Origin of the sequence: Escherichia sp. WS1451, from assembly GCF_046487365.1 — a bacterium.
GTDB classification, from domain to species: Bacteria; Pseudomonadota; Gammaproteobacteria; order Enterobacterales; family Enterobacteriaceae; genus Escherichia; species Escherichia coli.
Map to the genome: position 1 here is coordinate 38,273 of NZ_JBJQJP010000026.1, position 18,172 is coordinate 56,444.

General features: G+C 43.1%; 12 protein-coding genes and 3 pseudogenes. 7 read left to right on the top strand and 8 right to left on the bottom strand.

Translation table 11 applies throughout. The features are described from left to right. Positions 1 to 54: 54 nt before the first annotated feature. From pstB to ACJHX7_RS22830, 4 genes and pseudogenes are all read left to right on the top strand, one after another. Positions 55 to 828, top strand: coding sequence for a phosphate ABC transporter ATP-binding protein PstB (gene pstB, locus ACJHX7_RS22815; protein ID WP_000063125.1), 774 nt, complete (start codon positions 55 to 57; stop codon positions 826 to 828). Positions 829 to 842: 14 nt separating this feature from the next. Further along, the gene (phoU, locus tag ACJHX7_RS22820) at positions 843 to 1,568 is read left to right on the top strand and encodes a phosphate signaling complex protein PhoU (protein WP_000377785.1); all 726 of its coding nucleotides are present in this window, start codon (positions 843 to 845) and stop codon (positions 1,566 to 1,568) included. Positions 1,569 to 1,994: 426 nt separating this feature from the next. Further along, positions 1,995 to 2,142 (top strand): annotated as a pseudogene (locus tag ACJHX7_RS22825) (hypothetical protein). Continuing rightward, positions 2,109 to 4,493, top strand: coding sequence for a type III effector protein (locus ACJHX7_RS22830; protein WP_410231702.1), 2,385 nt, complete (start codon positions 2,109 to 2,111; stop codon positions 4,491 to 4,493). Before ACJHX7_RS22825 ends, ACJHX7_RS22830 begins: the two are co-directional and overlap by 34 nt. A gap of 469 nt (positions 4,494 to 4,962) precedes the next feature. Here ACJHX7_RS22830 and ACJHX7_RS22835 read toward each other — a convergent pair whose 3' ends face one another. Beyond that, positions 4,963 to 6,150, bottom strand: coding sequence for a type III effector protein (locus tag ACJHX7_RS22835; protein WP_094030233.1), 1,188 nt, complete (start codon positions 6,148 to 6,150; stop codon positions 4,963 to 4,965). 300 nt (positions 6,151 to 6,450) lie between these two features. Between ACJHX7_RS22835 and ACJHX7_RS22840 the strand changes: the two are divergent. Continuing rightward, positions 6,451 to 8,859 (top strand): annotated as a pseudogene (locus ACJHX7_RS22840) (type III effector). A gap of 136 nt (positions 8,860 to 8,995) precedes the next feature. On the opposite strand, the gene yieH reads toward ACJHX7_RS22840, so the two are convergent. Then, complete coding sequence (gene yieH / locus ACJHX7_RS22845; protein ID WP_000078050.1) at positions 8,996 to 9,661, bottom strand: 6-phosphogluconate phosphatase; 666 nt, start codon at positions 9,659 to 9,661, stop codon at positions 8,996 to 8,998. Positions 9,662 to 9,827: 166 nt separating this feature from the next. On the opposite strand from yieH, the gene adeP reads away from it, so the two are divergent. Then, complete coding sequence (adeP, locus tag ACJHX7_RS22850) at positions 9,828 to 11,165, top strand: adenine permease AdeP (RefSeq protein WP_000082693.1); 1,338 nt, start codon at positions 9,828 to 9,830, stop codon at positions 11,163 to 11,165. 53 nt (positions 11,166 to 11,218) lie between these two features. On the opposite strand, the gene yieF is transcribed toward adeP, so the two are convergent. The 6 genes from yieF to tnaA form a co-directional block, all read right to left on the bottom strand. Continuing rightward, the gene (gene yieF, locus ACJHX7_RS22855; protein ID WP_001291261.1) at positions 11,219 to 11,785 is read right to left on the bottom strand and encodes a class I chromate reductase YieF; all 567 of its coding nucleotides are present in this window, start codon (positions 11,783 to 11,785) and stop codon (positions 11,219 to 11,221) included. A 21-nt stretch (positions 11,786 to 11,806) separates the two neighbouring features. Beyond that, positions 11,807 to 12,556, bottom strand: a complete 750-nt coding sequence (locus tag ACJHX7_RS22860) for a 4'-phosphopantetheinyl transferase family protein (protein ID WP_032172577.1) — start codon at positions 12,554 to 12,556, stop codon at positions 11,807 to 11,809. 156 nt (positions 12,557 to 12,712) lie between these two features. Beyond that, positions 12,713 to 13,672 carry an HTH-type transcriptional regulator YidZ gene (gene yidZ, locus ACJHX7_RS22865; protein WP_001361797.1) on the bottom strand — a complete coding sequence of 320 codons (960 nt, stop codon included), beginning with the start codon at positions 13,670 to 13,672 and terminating at the stop codon, positions 12,713 to 12,715. Then, positions 13,647 to 14,822: a multidrug efflux MFS transporter MdtL gene (gene mdtL, locus ACJHX7_RS22870; RefSeq protein WP_094030234.1), complete on the bottom strand. Its 1,176-nt coding sequence runs from the start codon at positions 14,820 to 14,822 to the stop codon at positions 13,647 to 13,649. The genes yidZ and mdtL overlap by 26 nt, the downstream gene beginning before the upstream one ends. Before the next feature lie 132 nt (positions 14,823 to 14,954). Beyond that, positions 14,955 to 16,202, bottom strand: coding sequence for a low affinity tryptophan permease TnaB (gene tnaB / locus ACJHX7_RS22875; protein WP_000131911.1), 1,248 nt, complete (start codon positions 16,200 to 16,202; stop codon positions 14,955 to 14,957). 90 nt (positions 16,203 to 16,292) lie between these two features. Next, on the bottom strand, positions 16,293 to 17,708 hold the full coding sequence (gene tnaA, locus ACJHX7_RS22880) for a tryptophanase (RefSeq protein WP_094030235.1): 1,416 nt from the start codon (positions 17,706 to 17,708) through the stop codon (positions 16,293 to 16,295). A 150-nt stretch (positions 17,709 to 17,858) separates the two neighbouring features. On the opposite strand from tnaA, the pseudogene ACJHX7_RS22885 reads away from it, so the two are divergent. Further along, a pseudogene (locus ACJHX7_RS22885) lies at positions 17,859 to 18,172 on the top strand (IS1-like element IS1A family transposase); the annotation flags it as partial.

Consider the following 18,172-nt stretch of genomic DNA (forward strand, 5'->3'; position numbering starts at 1 on the left):
CTACGGTAAGCCTGATTCGCGAAGTGCATCAGGCACGATGAGGAAAAGATTGCAATGAGTATGGTTGAAACTGCCCCGAGTAAAATTCAGGTTCGTAATTTGAACTTCTACTACGGCAAATTCCATGCCCTGAAAAACATCAACCTGGATATCGCCAAAAACCAGGTTACGGCGTTTATCGGGCCGTCCGGCTGCGGTAAATCGACGCTGCTGCGTACCTTCAATAAAATGTTTGAACTGTACCCGGAACAGCGTGCGGAAGGTGAAATTCTGCTCGATGGCGACAACATCCTGACCAACTCTCAGGATATCGCCCTGCTGCGTGCGAAAGTGGGCATGGTGTTCCAGAAACCGACGCCGTTCCCGATGTCCATCTACGACAACATCGCCTTTGGCGTTCGTCTGTTTGAGAAGCTCTCCCGTGCCGACATGGACGAGCGCGTGCAGTGGGCATTGACCAAAGCCGCATTGTGGAACGAAACCAAAGATAAATTGCACCAGAGCGGTTACTCTCTCTCTGGTGGTCAGCAACAGCGTCTGTGCATTGCGCGTGGTATCGCCATTCGCCCGGAAGTGCTGCTGCTCGACGAACCATGTTCGGCGCTCGACCCCATCTCCACCGGGCGTATTGAAGAGCTGATCACCGAACTGAAGCAGGATTACACCGTGGTGATCGTCACCCACAACATGCAGCAGGCTGCGCGTTGTTCCGACCACACGGCGTTTATGTACCTGGGCGAATTGATTGAGTTCAGCAACACGGACGATCTGTTCACCAAGCCAGCGAAGAAACAAACAGAAGACTACATCACCGGTCGTTACGGTTGATTCAGGAGTGCGTTATGGACAGTCTCAATCTTAATAAACATATTTCCGGCCAGTTCAACGCCGAACTGGAAAGTATCCGCACGCAGGTGATGACCATGGGCGGCATGGTGGAGCAGCAGCTTTCTGATGCAATCACCGCGATGCATAACCAGGACAGCGATCTGGCGAAGCGCGTCATCGAAGGCGACAAGAACGTCAACATGATGGAAGTGGCGATCGATGAAGCTTGCGTGCGCATTATCGCCAAACGTCAGCCGACGGCGAGCGACCTGCGTCTGGTTATGGTGATCAGTAAAACCATTGCCGAGCTGGAGCGTATTGGCGACGTGGCGGACAAAATCTGCCGTACTGCGCTGGAGAAATTCTCCCAGCAGCATCAGCCGTTGCTGGTAAGTCTGGAGTCGCTGGGCCGTCATACCATCCAGATGCTGCACGACGTGCTGGACGCGTTCGCGCGGATGGACATTGACGAAGCGGTACGTATTTATCGGGAAGATAAAAAAGTCGATCAGGAGTACGAAGGTATTGTTCGTCAACTGATGACCTACATGATGGAAGATTCGCGCACCATTCCGAGCGTACTTACCGCGCTATTCTGTGCGCGTTCAATCGAACGTATCGGCGACCGCTGCCAGAATATTTGTGAGTTTATCTTCTACTACGTGAAGGGGCAGGATTTCCGTCATGTAGGCGGTGATGAGCTGGATAAACTGCTGGCCGGAAAAGACCCGAAAGAGTAACGCTAACAGTAGGTCAGATAAGGCTTTTACGCCGAATCTGGCAATCAGCCCGGTCATACATAGTTACCGGGCTGATAAACTTTCTCCCTGAAATATTGCCACACAAACTCACCTCGAAACTCTCCCCAGTGCAATGCAAATATATTATTTCATTTGAATTATTTTACTTTTAATGTAGTGCCCCGTTATAAATTTTTTTTTGTTATTCCTTTCATTTATATCGTTACCCGCACAGAAAATGGAAAAGAAAACAAAAAACCAGGGTAAAAGCCCTATATCGGAACATAAAAAATGAGCGATTTTTTACAGTATTCATAGATGGTTTAGTCATAATCGTATCAAAACAACACCAAAGTGTTCTTTTTTATACAAAACGGTTATGTATTGTGAGCGGGCGAATAAATATTGTGTTCAGGAGAAATGATTATGGCTATATCATCATATAGTACAGTTACAGATAAATTTGCTACTCTGACTAAAATGCCAGATGAAAATCTGAATGAAAAAAATAGAACGCAAAAATATTCAGGAAAAATTGGTTTGTCTCTTGATGATGTGGGTAAGTATTCAGTAACTCATAAAGATATAACAAACATTTTAGCTGGTGATAGTCAATCTTTTCTTAAACGAAGTCTTTGGGAGTTTATACTCGATCTTTTTCCCATGTCTCATATTAAGGAGGCTAAACAAGCCATTGTAGATTTTGTGACGAAAACTGATGATAAAGTTGAGATGTTTAATAGAGTTAAATCTCTCGCCGATCAAGATCAACAATGGCGCTTTAATACGACTACAGAATTTACTGTAGATGAAAATAAAGACATTATTGTTAGTAGAGTATTTAATATAAATATTAATGCGCAAGATTATCATAATGATGCTGAAAAAAACACAATGCGTTCTTTATTTTCTGAAGAACTCAGCTTGGATATTTATAAGCATGATATTCATTTTGATCAGAAGGCTTTTCAATCAGGGATGCTGAAAATACAGTTCCCAAATGATAATGAAAAGCTTAGCGTATATTTAAAAAATAAAATCCCCTTTGAAAATATCACAATCGATTTATCTGCTCTGGAAAAAGAAGCCCTGGCATCTCTAAAATATTGTAACTTTAAAAAAGTGACATTCACTGGTGCTATATCTTACGAAAATCTTAATGGTTCAGTATTTGGAAATTGTTTTTTTGAGGACTGTATTTTTGAGAATGTGTCACTTGTTAGCTCCAGGTATCGAGTAAAACCAAATAATGAAATACCTATTTACGGCGTGTTTAAAGAGTGTTTTCTGTATCGATGTGAAATAAAAAATTTTAACATAGATACATCAAAAATATACTCTGTAAATCAAGATCCCAATGTGGGTAAGCCAGTTGGTGCATATCTGTTTATGCAGTCATTTGTAGATGAGTGTACTCTTCAGGATGGAGTGTGTAAAAATGCAAGTGTTATTGCAAGCAGTTTGTTATGTTGTAAAATAGCAAAGCTTAATGGTGCTGAAATGGATTTCATAGGGACTTCGTTTTATCACAAATATAAATGTGAATTAAAATATGATAATCATTTTTATAATTGTGATTTTAGCTCCTCTGATATGACATACAAGCGAAATGGAATTCGCAAAGATTTACTGGATTTTGATCCCAGAGAGTATTTCAAAAAGGATGGAGGTAAACTTAATCTGGATAAACGCATTTCTGACCTTATCTACATTAATCTTTTCCCTAATATGAGTGGCGGTCGTTATATAAATGATAAATACGTTGCTGGTGATATAGAAAAATATTTAAAACTTAGTAATTGCAATTTACTTGAAACTTGTTTGGGCGAGTCAATCAATGGAATTACCTTGAATGATTGTGCTATTGATCATTTAACCACTTGGTTAAGTGGTAATCTTGCTGCGAACACCCAGATTAGAATTCCTGTTTATATGGACATGAAAGGAGCTATAGCTGAAAATGGCATTTCAGATTTCATGAAAAATTTAATGGAAGTTAATTCATGGGTGGAAGAATTCAATAATTATGGCAAGGATGCGATAAGTCATTACGAAAAGGAACTATTATATTTACAATCTTTGTTGGTCAAGCTGGGGCGCTTCAATCTTGATGATGAAGGAAAAAAATATCAACTTAATGGTGAAGCTATCCAGTATATTATATTAAAAGTTTTGTACAATATAGAAAAAGATATAGCCAATGAAATAGATATTGATAAAGTGAATTTCATGCATAAGCTCTATACTGGATTCTTTTGGCAAAGACCTTACGATCAACGTAACTATTTAAAAATAAATCGTTCTGCTATTTCAAACAGCAAAACATTTCATTTCCACTTTGATTTTAATGATTTGCGAAATATTTACAAAGAATATAATAAAAATCATAAAGATGATAGTTTTGATAAAATGCAAAAGATTTTTTTAGCATTGAATGAATTTAAGGAAAGAACGGAAATAAATTATAGGGATTATAGAAAAGTATCAAAATATGTAGATGATAAAGTCGATTTATTCTCTGGCATTGAGCAATACTTACGGGAAGTAATTGAGAAAAATAATAGCTATAATAAGGAGAATTATGGAGATATAAAAGACAAATATGCCAAACTTATGGTTGAAAGAAATGACTTAGTCGACACAAAGGATCAATTGATTAAAGAGGTTTTTTACTTAAATAATAAAGACAATAAAGATAAAAAATATGCTGACAGAATTAATGAGATTAAGGGAATAATAAAGACAATAGATGAAAAAGTACCAAATATAAGTAAAGAGATTCTACATCTTAAGGATAAAACAGAGAGATTGGAGAAAGAGTATGAACAAGAAAATACACTTAATGATGTAGTTCAAAATATCAGGAGTTGGCTAAAAGAAAATCAAAATATGGTGAAAGCTATTAAGAAAATTGATACTGAATAACATGGCGAATAAATAAACGGATCAAGTCGTTCCTGTGACAATGAGGTTATACAAAAAGACGCTTACTCATCAGAAATCTGGTATGCTTTAATTAAACCAGTGTCGCTGATGTGTAAGCGTTGACGTTGGGAGGCGATTAAATGGTTATACCACTCCTACGCCTTTTCCAGACGGCGTATAAGAGTGCAACATGTTGAGTTTTCCGAGTGAATGGTGCATTTTACTAACCGAGCCATTTGAATCAACCAACGCAATAAAAAAGACTGGAATAATAAGCCTGTATTTATTATTCATCGCAATCGCACTCTACGGTTTTATCCTGCAGAAATGAGACTACTTCCAGCGGTTGTGGATTATCCCTGGGCGATAGTCATAGTCTGGTGTCAGGATTCACAAATGACCTGTTACCTGACATGGATATAAACACAACATAGAGTGCGGTAGTTAATCTGAATCATCTATTTTTCGGCTACACAGCACAAAACAACATTATTGATTCTTTATAAGAGAGAATCTCTCCATCATTTTTATATAAATCATTATTAAGAAAATCCAGAAGCTCTTGCCTTACACTATAAATATTGGCTTTTTGGTCAACCAACGACAGTAATATATCCTTGATACATTTTAATTTTATATCTCTATCAGATATTGTATTAAGTGTGAAGATGATATTACGTTTATTAGAACTGGAGAACCAATATTTTAGAGTATTATTCGTCCACTTTGTTGGTGTCTTAATTAGTTGTGCTGTTGTTGTTTTTACATTGTTAAACGTAGAACCGCTAAAATTTGTCCCGACGCACGAAATGAAATTCATTTCTGAATTGTCAAAATTGCAATTCTTTATCTCACACATATCAAAATTAATATCATGAAATGTCGAACATTTCATGTTTGCATGTGAAAATAAACATGCAATAAACGTTATATATTGCAAACTGGAATGACAAAAAGATTTATTTTTAAAATCAAAGGAACAGGTTTTTTTGACTTTGAAGTTGTTATTATATCTGCAATGTAAAGAAATCATGTTTTTTATTAACTGATAACACCACTGTGATGATTCTGGTAATTCATTGGTGTATAAAAGGACGTTTTCATCGAATATAACCTGTGCATTATGGTTATTTATTGAAGATATATGGAAGCTATCATTTGTTAAAGCTATGGTTGTGCTAAAATTATGATGGTGATCATAGCTCATGAAATCAAATGTAACAATGTCGTTGTTTCCTTTCTTTTCTTTGTGATATGCGTTTAAAAAAGAAATATTTTCGATCTGTTCATCAGTTAATGTAAATGGCATTTCGTCATCAAAGAAAGCATAATCGGCATTTGGGACTGGAATATTTTCAATTGAGCATAGTTTTAATAAAAAAATATGAAAACAATGGAACTTATTTTTGTCAATAAGAGAACTTAATCTCTGTTGTATCTTCTGTAGTTGTCCTTTGGGAAGTAAATGCTGTAACTTTGAAAAAGAGCCATCTAAAACATATTTGTATGTAAAAAGGTCATCTCTTGGACCATTTATTAAAAAATCGTCAGACAATTTAGAAAAACGATTGAGATGACATAAATATTCCATTTGCTCCATGTCTATATACTTATGGGGAACTGAGTGGTTTGGTGGTGTGCCAATAAGATTATCCATAAATCACCTTGATAAAATTTAATAAAATCTATTTATTTTAACCTCGACAATAAAAGCGGCTATAAAAAAACGCTCATTTTCTGTTGCTGCGGTTAACCCGTGGAATGTACCGTTAACCCCCAAAAAATTGCAAATCCAGGGTGAACACCCTGGGTTAAAATGGAAATAATGAGCTATTTTTTACAGTATTCACCGGTAATATAAGTAACACTTGTTGCTAACCTAACTAGCAGTACAGTTAATTAACAACATAGAAGTTATTGTTTTTCAAACAACTCAATATTGCACGCCGGAGGATTTATGGTCGCTAAATTAAAACCAGATGTTTTTGTTAATACTAATCCTTTTTTAGATGCAATGTATAAGGAGAGGCTTAGTCATAAAGGCTATTCTGATAAAATTGCTTTAAGTATTAATGATAAGAAATATAATGTAAACTCTAAGGATATTGAAAATATTCTTGATGGCAAAGGGGATTTATTTAAAAAACGTACACTGTGGGAGTTTGTTCGCGATCTTTTTCCTGGATCTCATATTAAAGAAGTCAAAGGTTTAATTTACGAATTTGTCACGAAAGTTGATAATAAAGCCGAGGTGTTCGATAAGATTAAATCTCTGGCAAAAAAAGAACAACAATGGCGATTTAGTACTAAGACAGACTTTACCACAAATGAAAATAATGAAGTTATTGTGAGTAGATCCTTTAATCTCTACACGGGGGCTACTTCGAATGATAACGAAAAAAAACAGGTTTCTTCAGAGAGATTAACGCTTGATAATTATATTGATGATTTACATTTTGATAATTCTCCCTTGAAGAGATTTACGTTTGATGATTATGCTGTAAAACTTACGACACTGATTAAAAATAAAATTCCTATTATTAATACAACAATCAATTTATCATCGTTGTCTAAGGATGTTTTAAATTCATTAAAATATTGTAGTTTTAAAAATGTAATTTTTTCAGGAGTGATAAACAGCCCTAACCTTGAAGGTCCGGTTTTTGAAAATTGTTATTTCGAGGATTGTAAATTCAACAACATACAGCTTTATGAGACTAATGATGATACTGTGGGGTCAGGAAATAAAAAACCAATAAAAGGTATGTTTAAAGGTTGTTTTATTTCTAAATGCAAAATTGAAAATTATAGATGTGAGACGTCTAAAATCTACACCGTTACACAACCTGATAGTATTCAAGAAAAATTAGGTTCTTATCTCTTTATGCAGTCTTTCGTTCAGGATTGTATAATTCAGGGAGGACGTTGTCCTGGTTCGAGTATACTTCTGAGTCATTTTTATAACTGTACGATAGCGAAACTTGATGCTCATGGGATGGATTTTTTGGCAAACGCATTCAATAAGTCTGGTGATAACGAAACCAGGGCGCAGGATCAGGGAACTGTGTTTGATTGTTGTAATTTGAATAGTATTAAAATGAACTGTGGTCTTGGTAATGTGAGTTCAGATGAATATAAGTTTAACCCCGAAGAGTATTTTTCTGATTACATTGAAAGAAGATCGAGAAATCTTAAGTTGGATGATAATTTTTCTAACTGCGTAGAGAATATCGAGAAGGCTGTTACAACTTCATTTAGCAAGGAAAATTCAGAGAATGATAATATCTCCTTTAATTGTTGTGATTTGAGGAGGGCCAATTTAGACAATTATTACAGAGATGATTTGTGCAAAGACTGTTCTATTGATCCAGATTCAATTTATTTAGAAGATGGTGTTACACCGATAAAATATATTTATATGAATCTGGACGGAGCTATAAGTAAAGACCAAATACCTAATTTCTTAAAAAAGGTAAGTGCTATCAATAGCGATGTAAAAGATTTTTATAATACTGAGCTAAAGATTAAGGAAGAATATAATAACGCATTTTCAGATTTAGAGTCGTTTTTGTCTACACTTTATGTTGAAAATAAATCGTACAAAGAGAAATATCATTTTAATAACGGTAGGGCTGAGTTTTTTATTTTCAAAGATATGCAGTATAAAGCACAAAATATCATTACTAATATGATAGAAAGTGACCGAATTAAGTTTATTGAATCTATCATAAAAAAAATCATTCCACCGGCAGATGTAAAAATGCCTACTAAAGATTCAGACAAATTTATTCGACAAAAACAGCATGAGTCTCATAACCAATTTGATATTGATTATAAATTGAATTATGGTGACCTTGTCCCCCTTTTTGACGGTGTTGAAGAAAAACAAATTGAAGCGCTAAAAATCCAACTTGAAAATATAAAAAATTTCAAAACATATTACGACTCAGAACTCAATAAGTTTGCTTCCGATTTTCGAAATTTTTCCGGTGCATTTGCAATTAACTGGGAGGATTTACTAAAAAACTATCAGGAAATAAGAGATTCCATTAAAGATTACGATGACTTATTGCGAGAAATTAAATAGTTAACCATAAGTCGGGATAAATCATTAGAGGAGAAAAGTACTTTATTTGATAACAAAAGGGACAAGTGGAATAGTCAAGAAGTACAGGATGAAGTAAAGGCATTAAATAAGAAGATTGCTGACTGTGACAATGAGATACGTTCTAATCTTAATATTGTTCAAAATTTTAGACGCGAGAATCAATATAAAGCTAATAAAAAAATCAGTAACGCGATGCTTAATATTCTGGATTGGTTCGAACGGTATCCCGATATTGTGAAAAATATAACCCAGGCTTAACCATACAGAGGGTGAGCGACTGGACGATTAACGACATAAATTATTTACAGGGAATAGACGCTTACTCATCAGACACCTGGTATTTTTTATCTCAAACCAGCGTGACTGATGTGTAAGCGTTGAAGTAAGGAGGCGATTATCGCGTTATATTCCAGCCGCGTGCCTTCCAGAGTGCAGGCAGCTGCGCCAGCTCGGTAAATGTGGTGACTTTCGGGTGAACGATCGGTTTATTGTGCGGGTCAGCGCAGAAGTAAAATACTTCCATTCCGGCATCTATCCCTGATTGCGCACCGGCGCTGGAGTCATCGACCAGAATGCAGTTTTCAACGTTCACATTCATCGCTTTTGCCGCATGGAACATTAACGCCGGGTCGGGCTTCCAACGCTGGATATCGTAGCCGCTGAACAGTTTTTCCGGGAAGTAGTGCAGCATCTTGAGCTTACCCAGCGAATGCTGCATTTTGTTGATCGGACCGTTAGAGACGACGCACATCGGCACGTTAATGCTCGCCAGCAATTCGTTCGCTCCTGCGATGTCCTCAAGTTCGGTATCAAACAGACGCGCCACTTCTGCGCGGTAAACGTGCTCGGCATCGGCCTGGATCATCGTCACGCCTTGTTCTTTACTGATGATGTCGATGATTTCGTAGAGTTTTACGCCTTTAAAACGGGTAAAAATCTCCTCCAGGTCAACGTGAATGCCAAATTCCCTGAACATCGTGACATAGGCGCGAGAGCAAATGACCTCGCTATCGACCAGCGTACCGTCGCAGTCGAAAAATACCGCTTCTATCTGGGACATGTCTTTCCTTTATCGTTAGTTTAACGTTTTCGTCATGCCAATTCGCATGACGCAATCGTTGCCGTATAAGCAAATACAATGAAAAAAAGTTATCTTCAGCCGTCCATATTGTCTCATTTTGGTATACGATAGCGACGGATTTTCCCTCCTTGTTCGGAAATAGATAATGAGTCAACAACACACAACCCAGGCTTCTGGCCAGGGGATGCTGGAACGCGTGTTTAAACTGCGCGAACATGGCACGACGGCACGGACCGAAGTGATCGCCGGTTTTACCACCTTCCTGACGATGGTTTACATCGTTTTTGTTAACCCGCAAATTCTTGGCGTTGCTGGCATGGATACCAGCGCCGTCTTCGTCACTACCTGTCTGATTGCTGCATTCGGCAGTATTATGATGGGACTGTTTGCTAACCTGCCAGTTGCACTGGCACCCGCTATGGGCCTGAATGCGTTCTTCGCTTTTGTGGTTGTGCAGGCGATGGGCTTGCCGTGGCAAGTCGGGATGGGCGCAATCTTCTGGGGCGCGATTGGTCTACTGTTACTGACGATTTTCCGCGTTCGCTACTGGATGATTGCCAACATTCCGGTGAGTCTGCGTGTGGGCATTACCAGCGGTATCGGTCTGTTTATTGGCATGATGGGGCTGAAAAACGCAGGTGTGATTGTCGCTAACCCGGAAACGCTGGTGAGCATCGGTAATCTGACTTCTCACAGCGTACTTCTGGGTATCCTCGGCTTCTTCATCATTGCTATTCTGGCCTCGCGCAACATTCACGCGGCGGTGTTGGTTTCTATCGTGGTGACGACGCTGCTGGGCTGGATGCTGGGTGATGTGCACTACAACGGCATCGTTTCTGCGCCGCCGAGCGTAATGACAGTCGTGGGTCATGTAGATTTAGCCGGGTCGTTTAACCTCGGGCTGGCAGGGGTGATTTTCTCTTTCATGCTGGTCAACTTGTTTGACTCCTCCGGTACGCTGATTGGCGTGACCGATAAAGCAGGTCTGGCGGATGAAAAAGGTAAATTCCCGCGCATGAAGCAGGCGCTGTATGTCGACAGTATCTCTTCGGTGACTGGTTCGTTTATTGGTACTTCTTCTGTTACGGCGTATATTGAATCTTCTTCCGGCGTTTCCGTTGGCGGTCGTACCGGTCTGACGGCAGTGGTTGTTGGTCTGCTGTTCCTGCTGGTTATCTTCCTGTCGCCGCTGGCAGGGATGGTGCCAGGCTACGCTGCAGCTGGTGCGCTGATTTACGTTGGCGTGTTGATGACCTCAAGTCTTGCTCGCGTGAACTGGCAGGATCTTACTGAATCTGTTCCGGCGTTTATTACCGCTGTGATGATGCCGTTCAGCTTCTCGATTACTGAAGGTATCGCGCTGGGCTTTATCTCCTACTGCGTGATGAAGATTGGTACCGGACGTCTGCGTGACCTTAGCCCGTGCGTAATCATCGTTGCGCTGCTGTTTATCCTGAAGATTGTGTTTATCGACGCTCACTAAAATCGATAGCACGTTAAAAACCCGCCATGCATGATTGCTGGCGGGTTTTTTATTTAGATCTTAACTCGCTGAATAAACTCACCAAATGCGGTCAATTGCCCGGTCAGGTGGTCCAGCGTACCCTGATCAATCACTTCTCCGGTTTGCGGATCAACTTTGTTCTGAATCACGCCGCCCATAAATTCCGGCTTGTTCATCACCATTGCATCGAGGAAAACCAGAATCTGGCGCAGGTGATACTGACAGCGCGCGCCGCCAATCACGCCCATTGAGCTGGTCTGAATCAATACCGGTTTACCAGCCAGCGGTTGATCCGGCAGGCGGGAAAGCCAGTCGATGGCATTTTTCAGCCCACCCGGTACCGAGTAGTTATATTCCGGCGTGACGATCACCACACCGTCAGCCTGACGGATCTGTTCCGCCAGAGCTTCAACCGTTGCTGGAAAACCGTCTTCCTGCTGTACGTCAGCGTCATACAGGGGAATGTCGGCAATGGAAGGTAACGCATTGACTTCCATGCTCGCCGGAGCAATTTTCGGCAGGGTACGTGCAACCATGCCATTAAATGAGCCTTTGCGCAGGCTCCCCAGTAACGTAACCACCTGCAATTTTTCAGACATGATGACTCCTGTGGTTGTCTATCAATTTGGCGAAAAAGCCTTCACGGTAGAGAGCTGGGCAAAACGCATCATCCGGCTGGTAGGATTGTTGGCGCGGCTGTGAATATCGGGCAGGCTTTTCCAGCCGTGTTTGCCATCTAACTCCCAGACACTGAGCTTTTCAATCGTGGGCGTGACCGACACGGACCACACCAGCACGTCCTCCGCGTCGCATAACGCTTCTACATGATTTACATGAGCACATTTCAGGCGTCCGGCAATGGGCAGTAGTTGCAGATCGCGCGGATCGTCATTCAAAACATCACCGGTTAGTTTTAGCACGCTTCGGCGCAGCGTGATGAGCTGCGCCCGCGCTTCGTTAGGATCGTTTTGTTTACTGATCCATAGCGATTCATTGCTGGAAAAGGTGTGGTTATCGGGCGCGTGTGGGCTATGAAACCCGCGCGTCGCACGCTGCAGTTCCATATCGAGGCCACATTCACCTTCGGTTGTTAACGCCACGCCGACCATATTCCCGGCATAGGAAATAGAAAACGAAGGCAAATTTTTATCGCTGAAAACCGGTTTTCCTTTCGGCAGGGTGACGATTTCCGGCAATTCGCCAATGCCATACAGCATGAACATCAGTTCTGCGAGTAAACCTCTGGACGCCAGAAAACGGCTTTGACGATGAGGGGGAATGTTTCGGGCTTCTTGATGACACTGGGAGGGGAGACGAACAGAAATCAGATGTCCTTCCGTTAAAATCCCTCGGGCAAAGTGAGTCGCCATTTTTCGCTCCATGCTTAATGGTCCATTATGAATACAAGAGTAATCATTTACTGGAATGATGGACAGACTAAAGCGACTAAAAGTTCGATTCAGATAAGTTTATTACAACTTTTTTACATTTCATTGTGAAATTGGGTCGCGTTTCATACGATTCGGTTATGCCATCGACGCGTAAAGATTTTTAATGGTTTCCCGTAACCAGACGATCTTCGGATTACGGCTGTTCCGTTTATGCCACAGAAGGGTAAAAGGGACTTCCAGCTTTTTTTGCTGGATTTCATCAAATGGGAGAGGAAGAGCAACTAACGGCAGTTGATGGAGTTGATTGTAGTACTGACAGTAGCGCGGCGCGGTCGCCAGTAGTAGATTGTCGGGTTGCGCTGCCATAAACAGTGACTGCTCGAATTCCGGCAGGCTCATTGCAATAGTACGTTCGCGCCCCAACTCCTGTAACACATTGTCCAGCGCCCAGGTATCGCTCTGTTCCCAGCAAATGCTGATATGCGGATAACGTAAAAAGGTGTCCAGATTCCACGCTTCATGCAGTGCCGGATGATCTTTGCGTAACCAGACGCAGGGCACATCACTAAACAGCACTTCATAATCAATGGCTAACGGTAGCGAGCTTAACAGCTCCCGCGAACGGGGATGACTTTCGCGACCGGAAAAACCAATATCCACTTCACCACGAGTAATGGCATCTAAGGAATCGTAATCCCAGTTACGTAATTTGATGGTCGCCTGCGGGTAACGTTGGTAGATCCGTTTCGACAGCGCATTAAGCATGATCATCATTAGCGGTGATTCTGCTGCCAGCTCAAACTTCAGGCCGCGCGGTGTCTGGTGGTGCGGTTTATCCAGCAGCAGGTTGCTCATTTGCATCCACTCCGCCAGATTTTGCTCCATGCTGACCATTAGCGGTGTGGGCGACAGCCCCAGCGGTGAGTTCACAAAGAGCGGGTCGTCAAACCACGCTCTTAACTTTGCCAGCGACTTACTCACCGCCGAAGGGGTCACGTTCATCCGCTTCGCCGCTTTGGTCACGCTACGCTCCTGCATCAGCAGTTGCAGACAGAGCAGCAGATTGAGATCAAGCGTGGTGATGGATTTCTTCATGAGCGGCAACCGGGCGTCCAGGCGCGACGAACATAATCAGCAACAGGCTCACTATGCTACAGGCAATCAGAATCCCGATCAGCATATTCCATGCGCCGATACCAACCACCGCCGCCAGCCAAATCCACAGTGACGAACCGCAAACTTGCGCAATACCTAAGGTCGAGCTGGCTACGCCCGCGCGTAATGAAAACGGCCCTAACGCCTGACTCATCGCTACGCCAAAACCTACCGAGAAACCGGCGCAAATCAGCGTGATACCAAACAGCGAAACCGCATGGGAAGGTGAAACGGCAAGGGTGATCCCCGCCGCCAGGAATAACACCTGTGAGGTGATCATCAACGTACGTGGCTTAAAAATTCCCAGCGCAAACGGCGTGGAGAATGAAACGGTCATGCTGACGCCAGCGGTCAACGCCATAATGGTGGCGTATTCTCCGCGCTCAAAACCCATGATTTCCATCAGCAATACTGGCGACGTGTTGACGAAGGTGAGGATCACCGAAACGCTGAGGGTGGTGATAACAACACGGCTGAGGAAAAACCGGTTAAGCAGTGACTCGCTATTTTCTCGTGGTTTGTCCGAAGCTGCGGGGGCCGCAGGGCGCGTTTCTTTTAAAATAAACAAAGACAACATCAGTACCGCGATGCCCATCGTTGCCATCGTCCAGAACAGACTCTGCCAAGGGAATTTAAGCATAATCAGGTGTCCGAGCACCGGCGCTAACACCGGAATGATGCAGGTAATGCCGTTGAGTAGCGACAGTACCTTTGCCCGACGTCGATCATCCAGTTTGTCGCGTAAAATGGCGAACGCCACCACGTAACAACAGCCCGCGCCCAGCCCCTGTAGAAAGCGCCCTGCAAGAAATAACGTGCTGGTTTCAGCCAGTGAACAGAACACCGAGGCGATAATAAATAGCGCCGCGCCGGGTATGGCGACAGGCTTTCTCCCTGAACGATCGGCCACTTTACCGGCAAATAACATCGCAGCTGCCATGCCCGCCAGATAAACGGAGAACGCAATATGCAACTGCGCTTCGCTGGCATTGAGATCGGCGGCGATGCGCGGTAAACCAACGAGGTACATATCAATCCCGGCGGGATAAAGTAAAACCAGGGCAAAACTACAAATCAAAAAGCGGGACATGGGCTAAAGCGTCCTGATAGCAAGGTGACGCAAAGCATACGTGGTGAAGGAGAATCAGGCGAGTTGCCATTTGGACATAAGTGATTTCCTGACAGGCAAGAAGCCAGCGAAATGGCTGGCTTCTTGAAGGGATCAGCCAAATTTAGGTAACACGTTAAAGACGTTACCGAACCAGCATAAAATTACGGTTATACCAAAGAGAATGACAATCGCCGGAATAAGATTGCCGCCCCAGACCGTGAACATCTGATTGGGAAACTTCTTGCGAGCTTTGATTGCCAGCACTGCGGGAATAATGACCGCCCAGATGGTGGCGCACAGTCCGGCACCGCCGATCCCGTAAATGAAGCCGTTCGGGAAGATCAGATACAACAAAGCAGGTGGCAGGAAGGTTAACAGCACGGTTTTGAAACGCCCGCCGTGGGAGTTATCAATCTTAAACAGATCCGCCAGATAATCGAACAATCCCAGCGTGACACCAAAGAACGAACTGGCAACAGCTAAGTTGGAGAACACCAGCAGGCAAAACTCGATAATCCCATGCTGTTTGGTGCCGAGGAACGATTTCACCAGCGAATCAACGTTGCCGCCTGAGGAGATTATCGCCTTAAAGCTTTCGCGCGGAATATTCCCCATCGTGCAATAGAGCCAGAAGAGATAAATCACCAGCGCCAGCAGCGAACCAAAGACCACGCTTTTGATTAACTTATCTTTGCGTTTGCCATAGCAAATAATCAGGCTGGGAATATTGCCGTGGAAACCAAATGACGCCAGACACACCGGCAAAGCCATAAAGATATACGGGAAGTAAGACGTTCCCGCAGTGGTGCTGGTGGCATCGCGCAGAATGGAGTAATCGACCTGGAAGAAGAAAGAACCAAACACGATCACAAAGGAGATAATCTTCAGCCCGAGGAACAATGAGGTAATACGACTGGCGGCTAACGAGCTTATCCACAATACGCTGGCAACGAAAATGGCTGTGCAGATCCCGACAATACGCGGATTAGCGTGATAGCCCAAATTCATTGATATCGTTTCACTAATGATCGCACCATTAGCAGAGATATAGGCATAAGTGAGGATATAGAGAACGAAGGCAACGGTAATACCGCTGATAATGTTCCAGGTGTTACCGATTAAATCTTTGGTGATGGTGTTAAAACTGGAGCCGACAGGATAATTTAAATTTGCTTCTAATAACAATAACCCGGAATGAAGCATTGAAAACCAGGCAATGATAAGGATAAAGGCACCCCAGAAAAACCAGGCACCGGCAAGATCAACAGGTAAAGCAAACATACCTCCACCAATTACTGTACCTGCTATAACCATAACACCCCAAAATGCAGAGTGCTTTTTTTCAGCTTGATCAGTCATGATGCCACCTTTAGAGGAAGGCTATTTTTGTTATTGAGGATGTAGGGTAAGAGAGTGGCTAACATCCTTATAGCCACTCTGTAGTATTAATTAAACTTCTTTCAGTTTTGCGGTGAAGTGACGCAATACTTTCGGTTCGTAGGTAAAGGTTAACCCTTTAATATTCGCCGCGTTCTCTTTCACATGTTTGAAGGCTTCAATAATGAAGTCCATATGTGTTTGAGTATATGTTGCGCGCGGAATGGTTAAACGCAGCAGTTCAGCCGGGCATGGCAGTTGTTTACCGGTTTTCGGATCGCGGCCTAACAGGAAAGAGCCAATTTCTACCGCACGGATACCGGCGACTTTATACAACTCGCAGGCCAGCGCCTGTGCCGGGAACTGATCTGCCGGGATATGCGGCAGCAGTTTACCGGCATCAACGAATGCCGCGTGACCGCCCGCCTGCTGGCAGACAACGCCAATCTCTTCCAGACCATCGACCAGATACTGCACCTGCGCGATACGATAAGCCAGCCAGTCCAGATTCATGCCGTCATACAGACCTACCGCCAGACGCTCCATCGCGCCGCCTTCCAGGCCGCCATATGTCGGGAAGCCTTCCTGTACCACGCAAAGGGTTCTGCATTCGGTGTACACATCAAAGAAGCTGTCGTCTTTCATGCACAGCAAGCCGCCCATCGGCACCATCGCATCTTTCTTGGCGGACATCGCCAGCATATCGGCATATTTGTAGGTTTCGCGGGTGATCTGCTCGATGGTCCAGTCTTTGTATTCTGCTTCACGCTGCTTGATGAAATAAGCGTTTTCAGCAAAGCGTGCGGAGTCCATTACCACCGGAATATCATATTTCTTCGCGATGCTGTACATCGCTTTTAAGTTTGCCAGTGAAACCGGCTGACCACCTGCGGAGTTACTGGTGATGGTTGCAACGATATACGGCACGTTATTCGGGCCAGCTTCTTCAATACCGCGTTCTAATCCCTCAAGGTCAAAGTTGCCTTTAAAGTCGTAACGCACGCCAGTATCGAAGGCTTCTTTGATATAGACGTTACGCACGGTACAGCCGTTAATCTGGCTATGGCCCTGCGTGGTATCAAAGAAATAGTTAGAGAACGCCACCATTTTGCTGCGATCCAGGCCTTTTTCCTGCTCGCGTTTTTTAATCAGTACCGGAATATAAATTTGTTCTGCACCACGGCCCTGGTGAGTCGGAATAGTGTATTGATAACCAAAGATATTTTTCACTGACTCGGCTAACGCATAGTAGCTGCGGCTGCCGCTGTAAGCTTCGTCGCCGCGCATCATCGCGGCCTGCATGCTCTGCGTCACCGCCCCGGTGCCGCTGTCGGTCAGTAAATCGATAAACACATCTTCGCTATCCAGCAGGAACGGGTTCATACCGGATTTAATAATTGCTTCTTCACGATAAGCGCGAGTGGTACGTTTTACTGGCTCAATAACACGAATGCGGAACGGTTCAGGGAGATGTTTAAAGTTTTCCATTACATAATCCTTCATTTATTTTAATTACAGTGATCCCTGTGAATATTACATCTGCAATATCCATTAATTCGCCAGATATATATGCAAGCACCATCGGTGATGCTGCCAACTTACTGATTTAGTGTATGATGGTGTTTTTGAGGTGCTCCAGTGGCTTCTGTTTCTATCAGCTGTCCCTCCTGTTCAGCTACTGACGGGGTGGTGCGTAACGGCAAAAGCACCGCCGGACATCAGCGCTATCTCTGCTCTCACTGCCGTAAAACATGGCAACTGCAGTTCACTTACACCGCTTCTCAACCCGGTACGCACCAGAAAATCATTGATATGGCCATGAATGGCGTTGGATGCCGGGCAACTGCCCGCATTATGGGCGTTGGCCTCAACACGATTTTACGTCACTTAAAAAACTCAGGCCGCAGTCGGTAACCTCGCGCATACAGCCGGGCAGTGACGTCATCGTCTGC

Excerpts from the sequence above, each read along its gene's own strand:
- yieF (WP_001291261.1), bottom strand. The coding sequence starts at position 11,785 with ATGTCTGAAAAATTGCAGGTGGTTACGTTACTGGGGAGCCTGCGCAAA.
- tnaB (WP_000131911.1), bottom strand. The coding sequence starts at position 16,202 with ATGACTGATCAAGCTGAAAAAAAGCACTCTGCATTTTGGGGTGTTATG.
- ACJHX7_RS22835 (WP_094030233.1), bottom strand. The coding sequence starts at position 6,150 with ATGGATAATCTTATTGGCACACCACCAAACCACTCAGTTCCCCATAAG.
- pstB (WP_000063125.1), top strand. The coding sequence starts at position 55 with ATGAGTATGGTTGAAACTGCCCCGAGTAAAATTCAGGTTCGTAATTTG.
- phoU (WP_000377785.1), top strand. The coding sequence starts at position 843 with ATGGACAGTCTCAATCTTAATAAACATATTTCCGGCCAGTTCAACGCC.
- adeP (WP_000082693.1), top strand. The coding sequence starts at position 9,828 with ATGAGTCAACAACACACAACCCAGGCTTCTGGCCAGGGGATGCTGGAA.
- ACJHX7_RS22860 (WP_032172577.1), bottom strand. The coding sequence starts at position 12,556 with ATGGCGACTCACTTTGCCCGAGGGATTTTAACGGAAGGACATCTGATT.
- yidZ (WP_001361797.1), bottom strand. The coding sequence starts at position 13,672 with ATGAAGAAATCCATCACCACGCTTGATCTCAATCTGCTGCTCTGTCTG.
- yieH (WP_000078050.1), bottom strand. The coding sequence starts at position 9,661 with ATGTCCCAGATAGAAGCGGTATTTTTCGACTGCGACGGTACGCTGGTC.
- tnaA (WP_094030235.1), bottom strand. The coding sequence starts at position 17,708 with ATGGAAAACTTTAAACATCTCCCTGAACCGTTCCGCATTCGTGTTATT.
- mdtL (WP_094030234.1), bottom strand. The coding sequence starts at position 14,822 with ATGTCCCGCTTTTTGATTTGTAGTTTTGCCCTGGTTTTACTTTATCCC.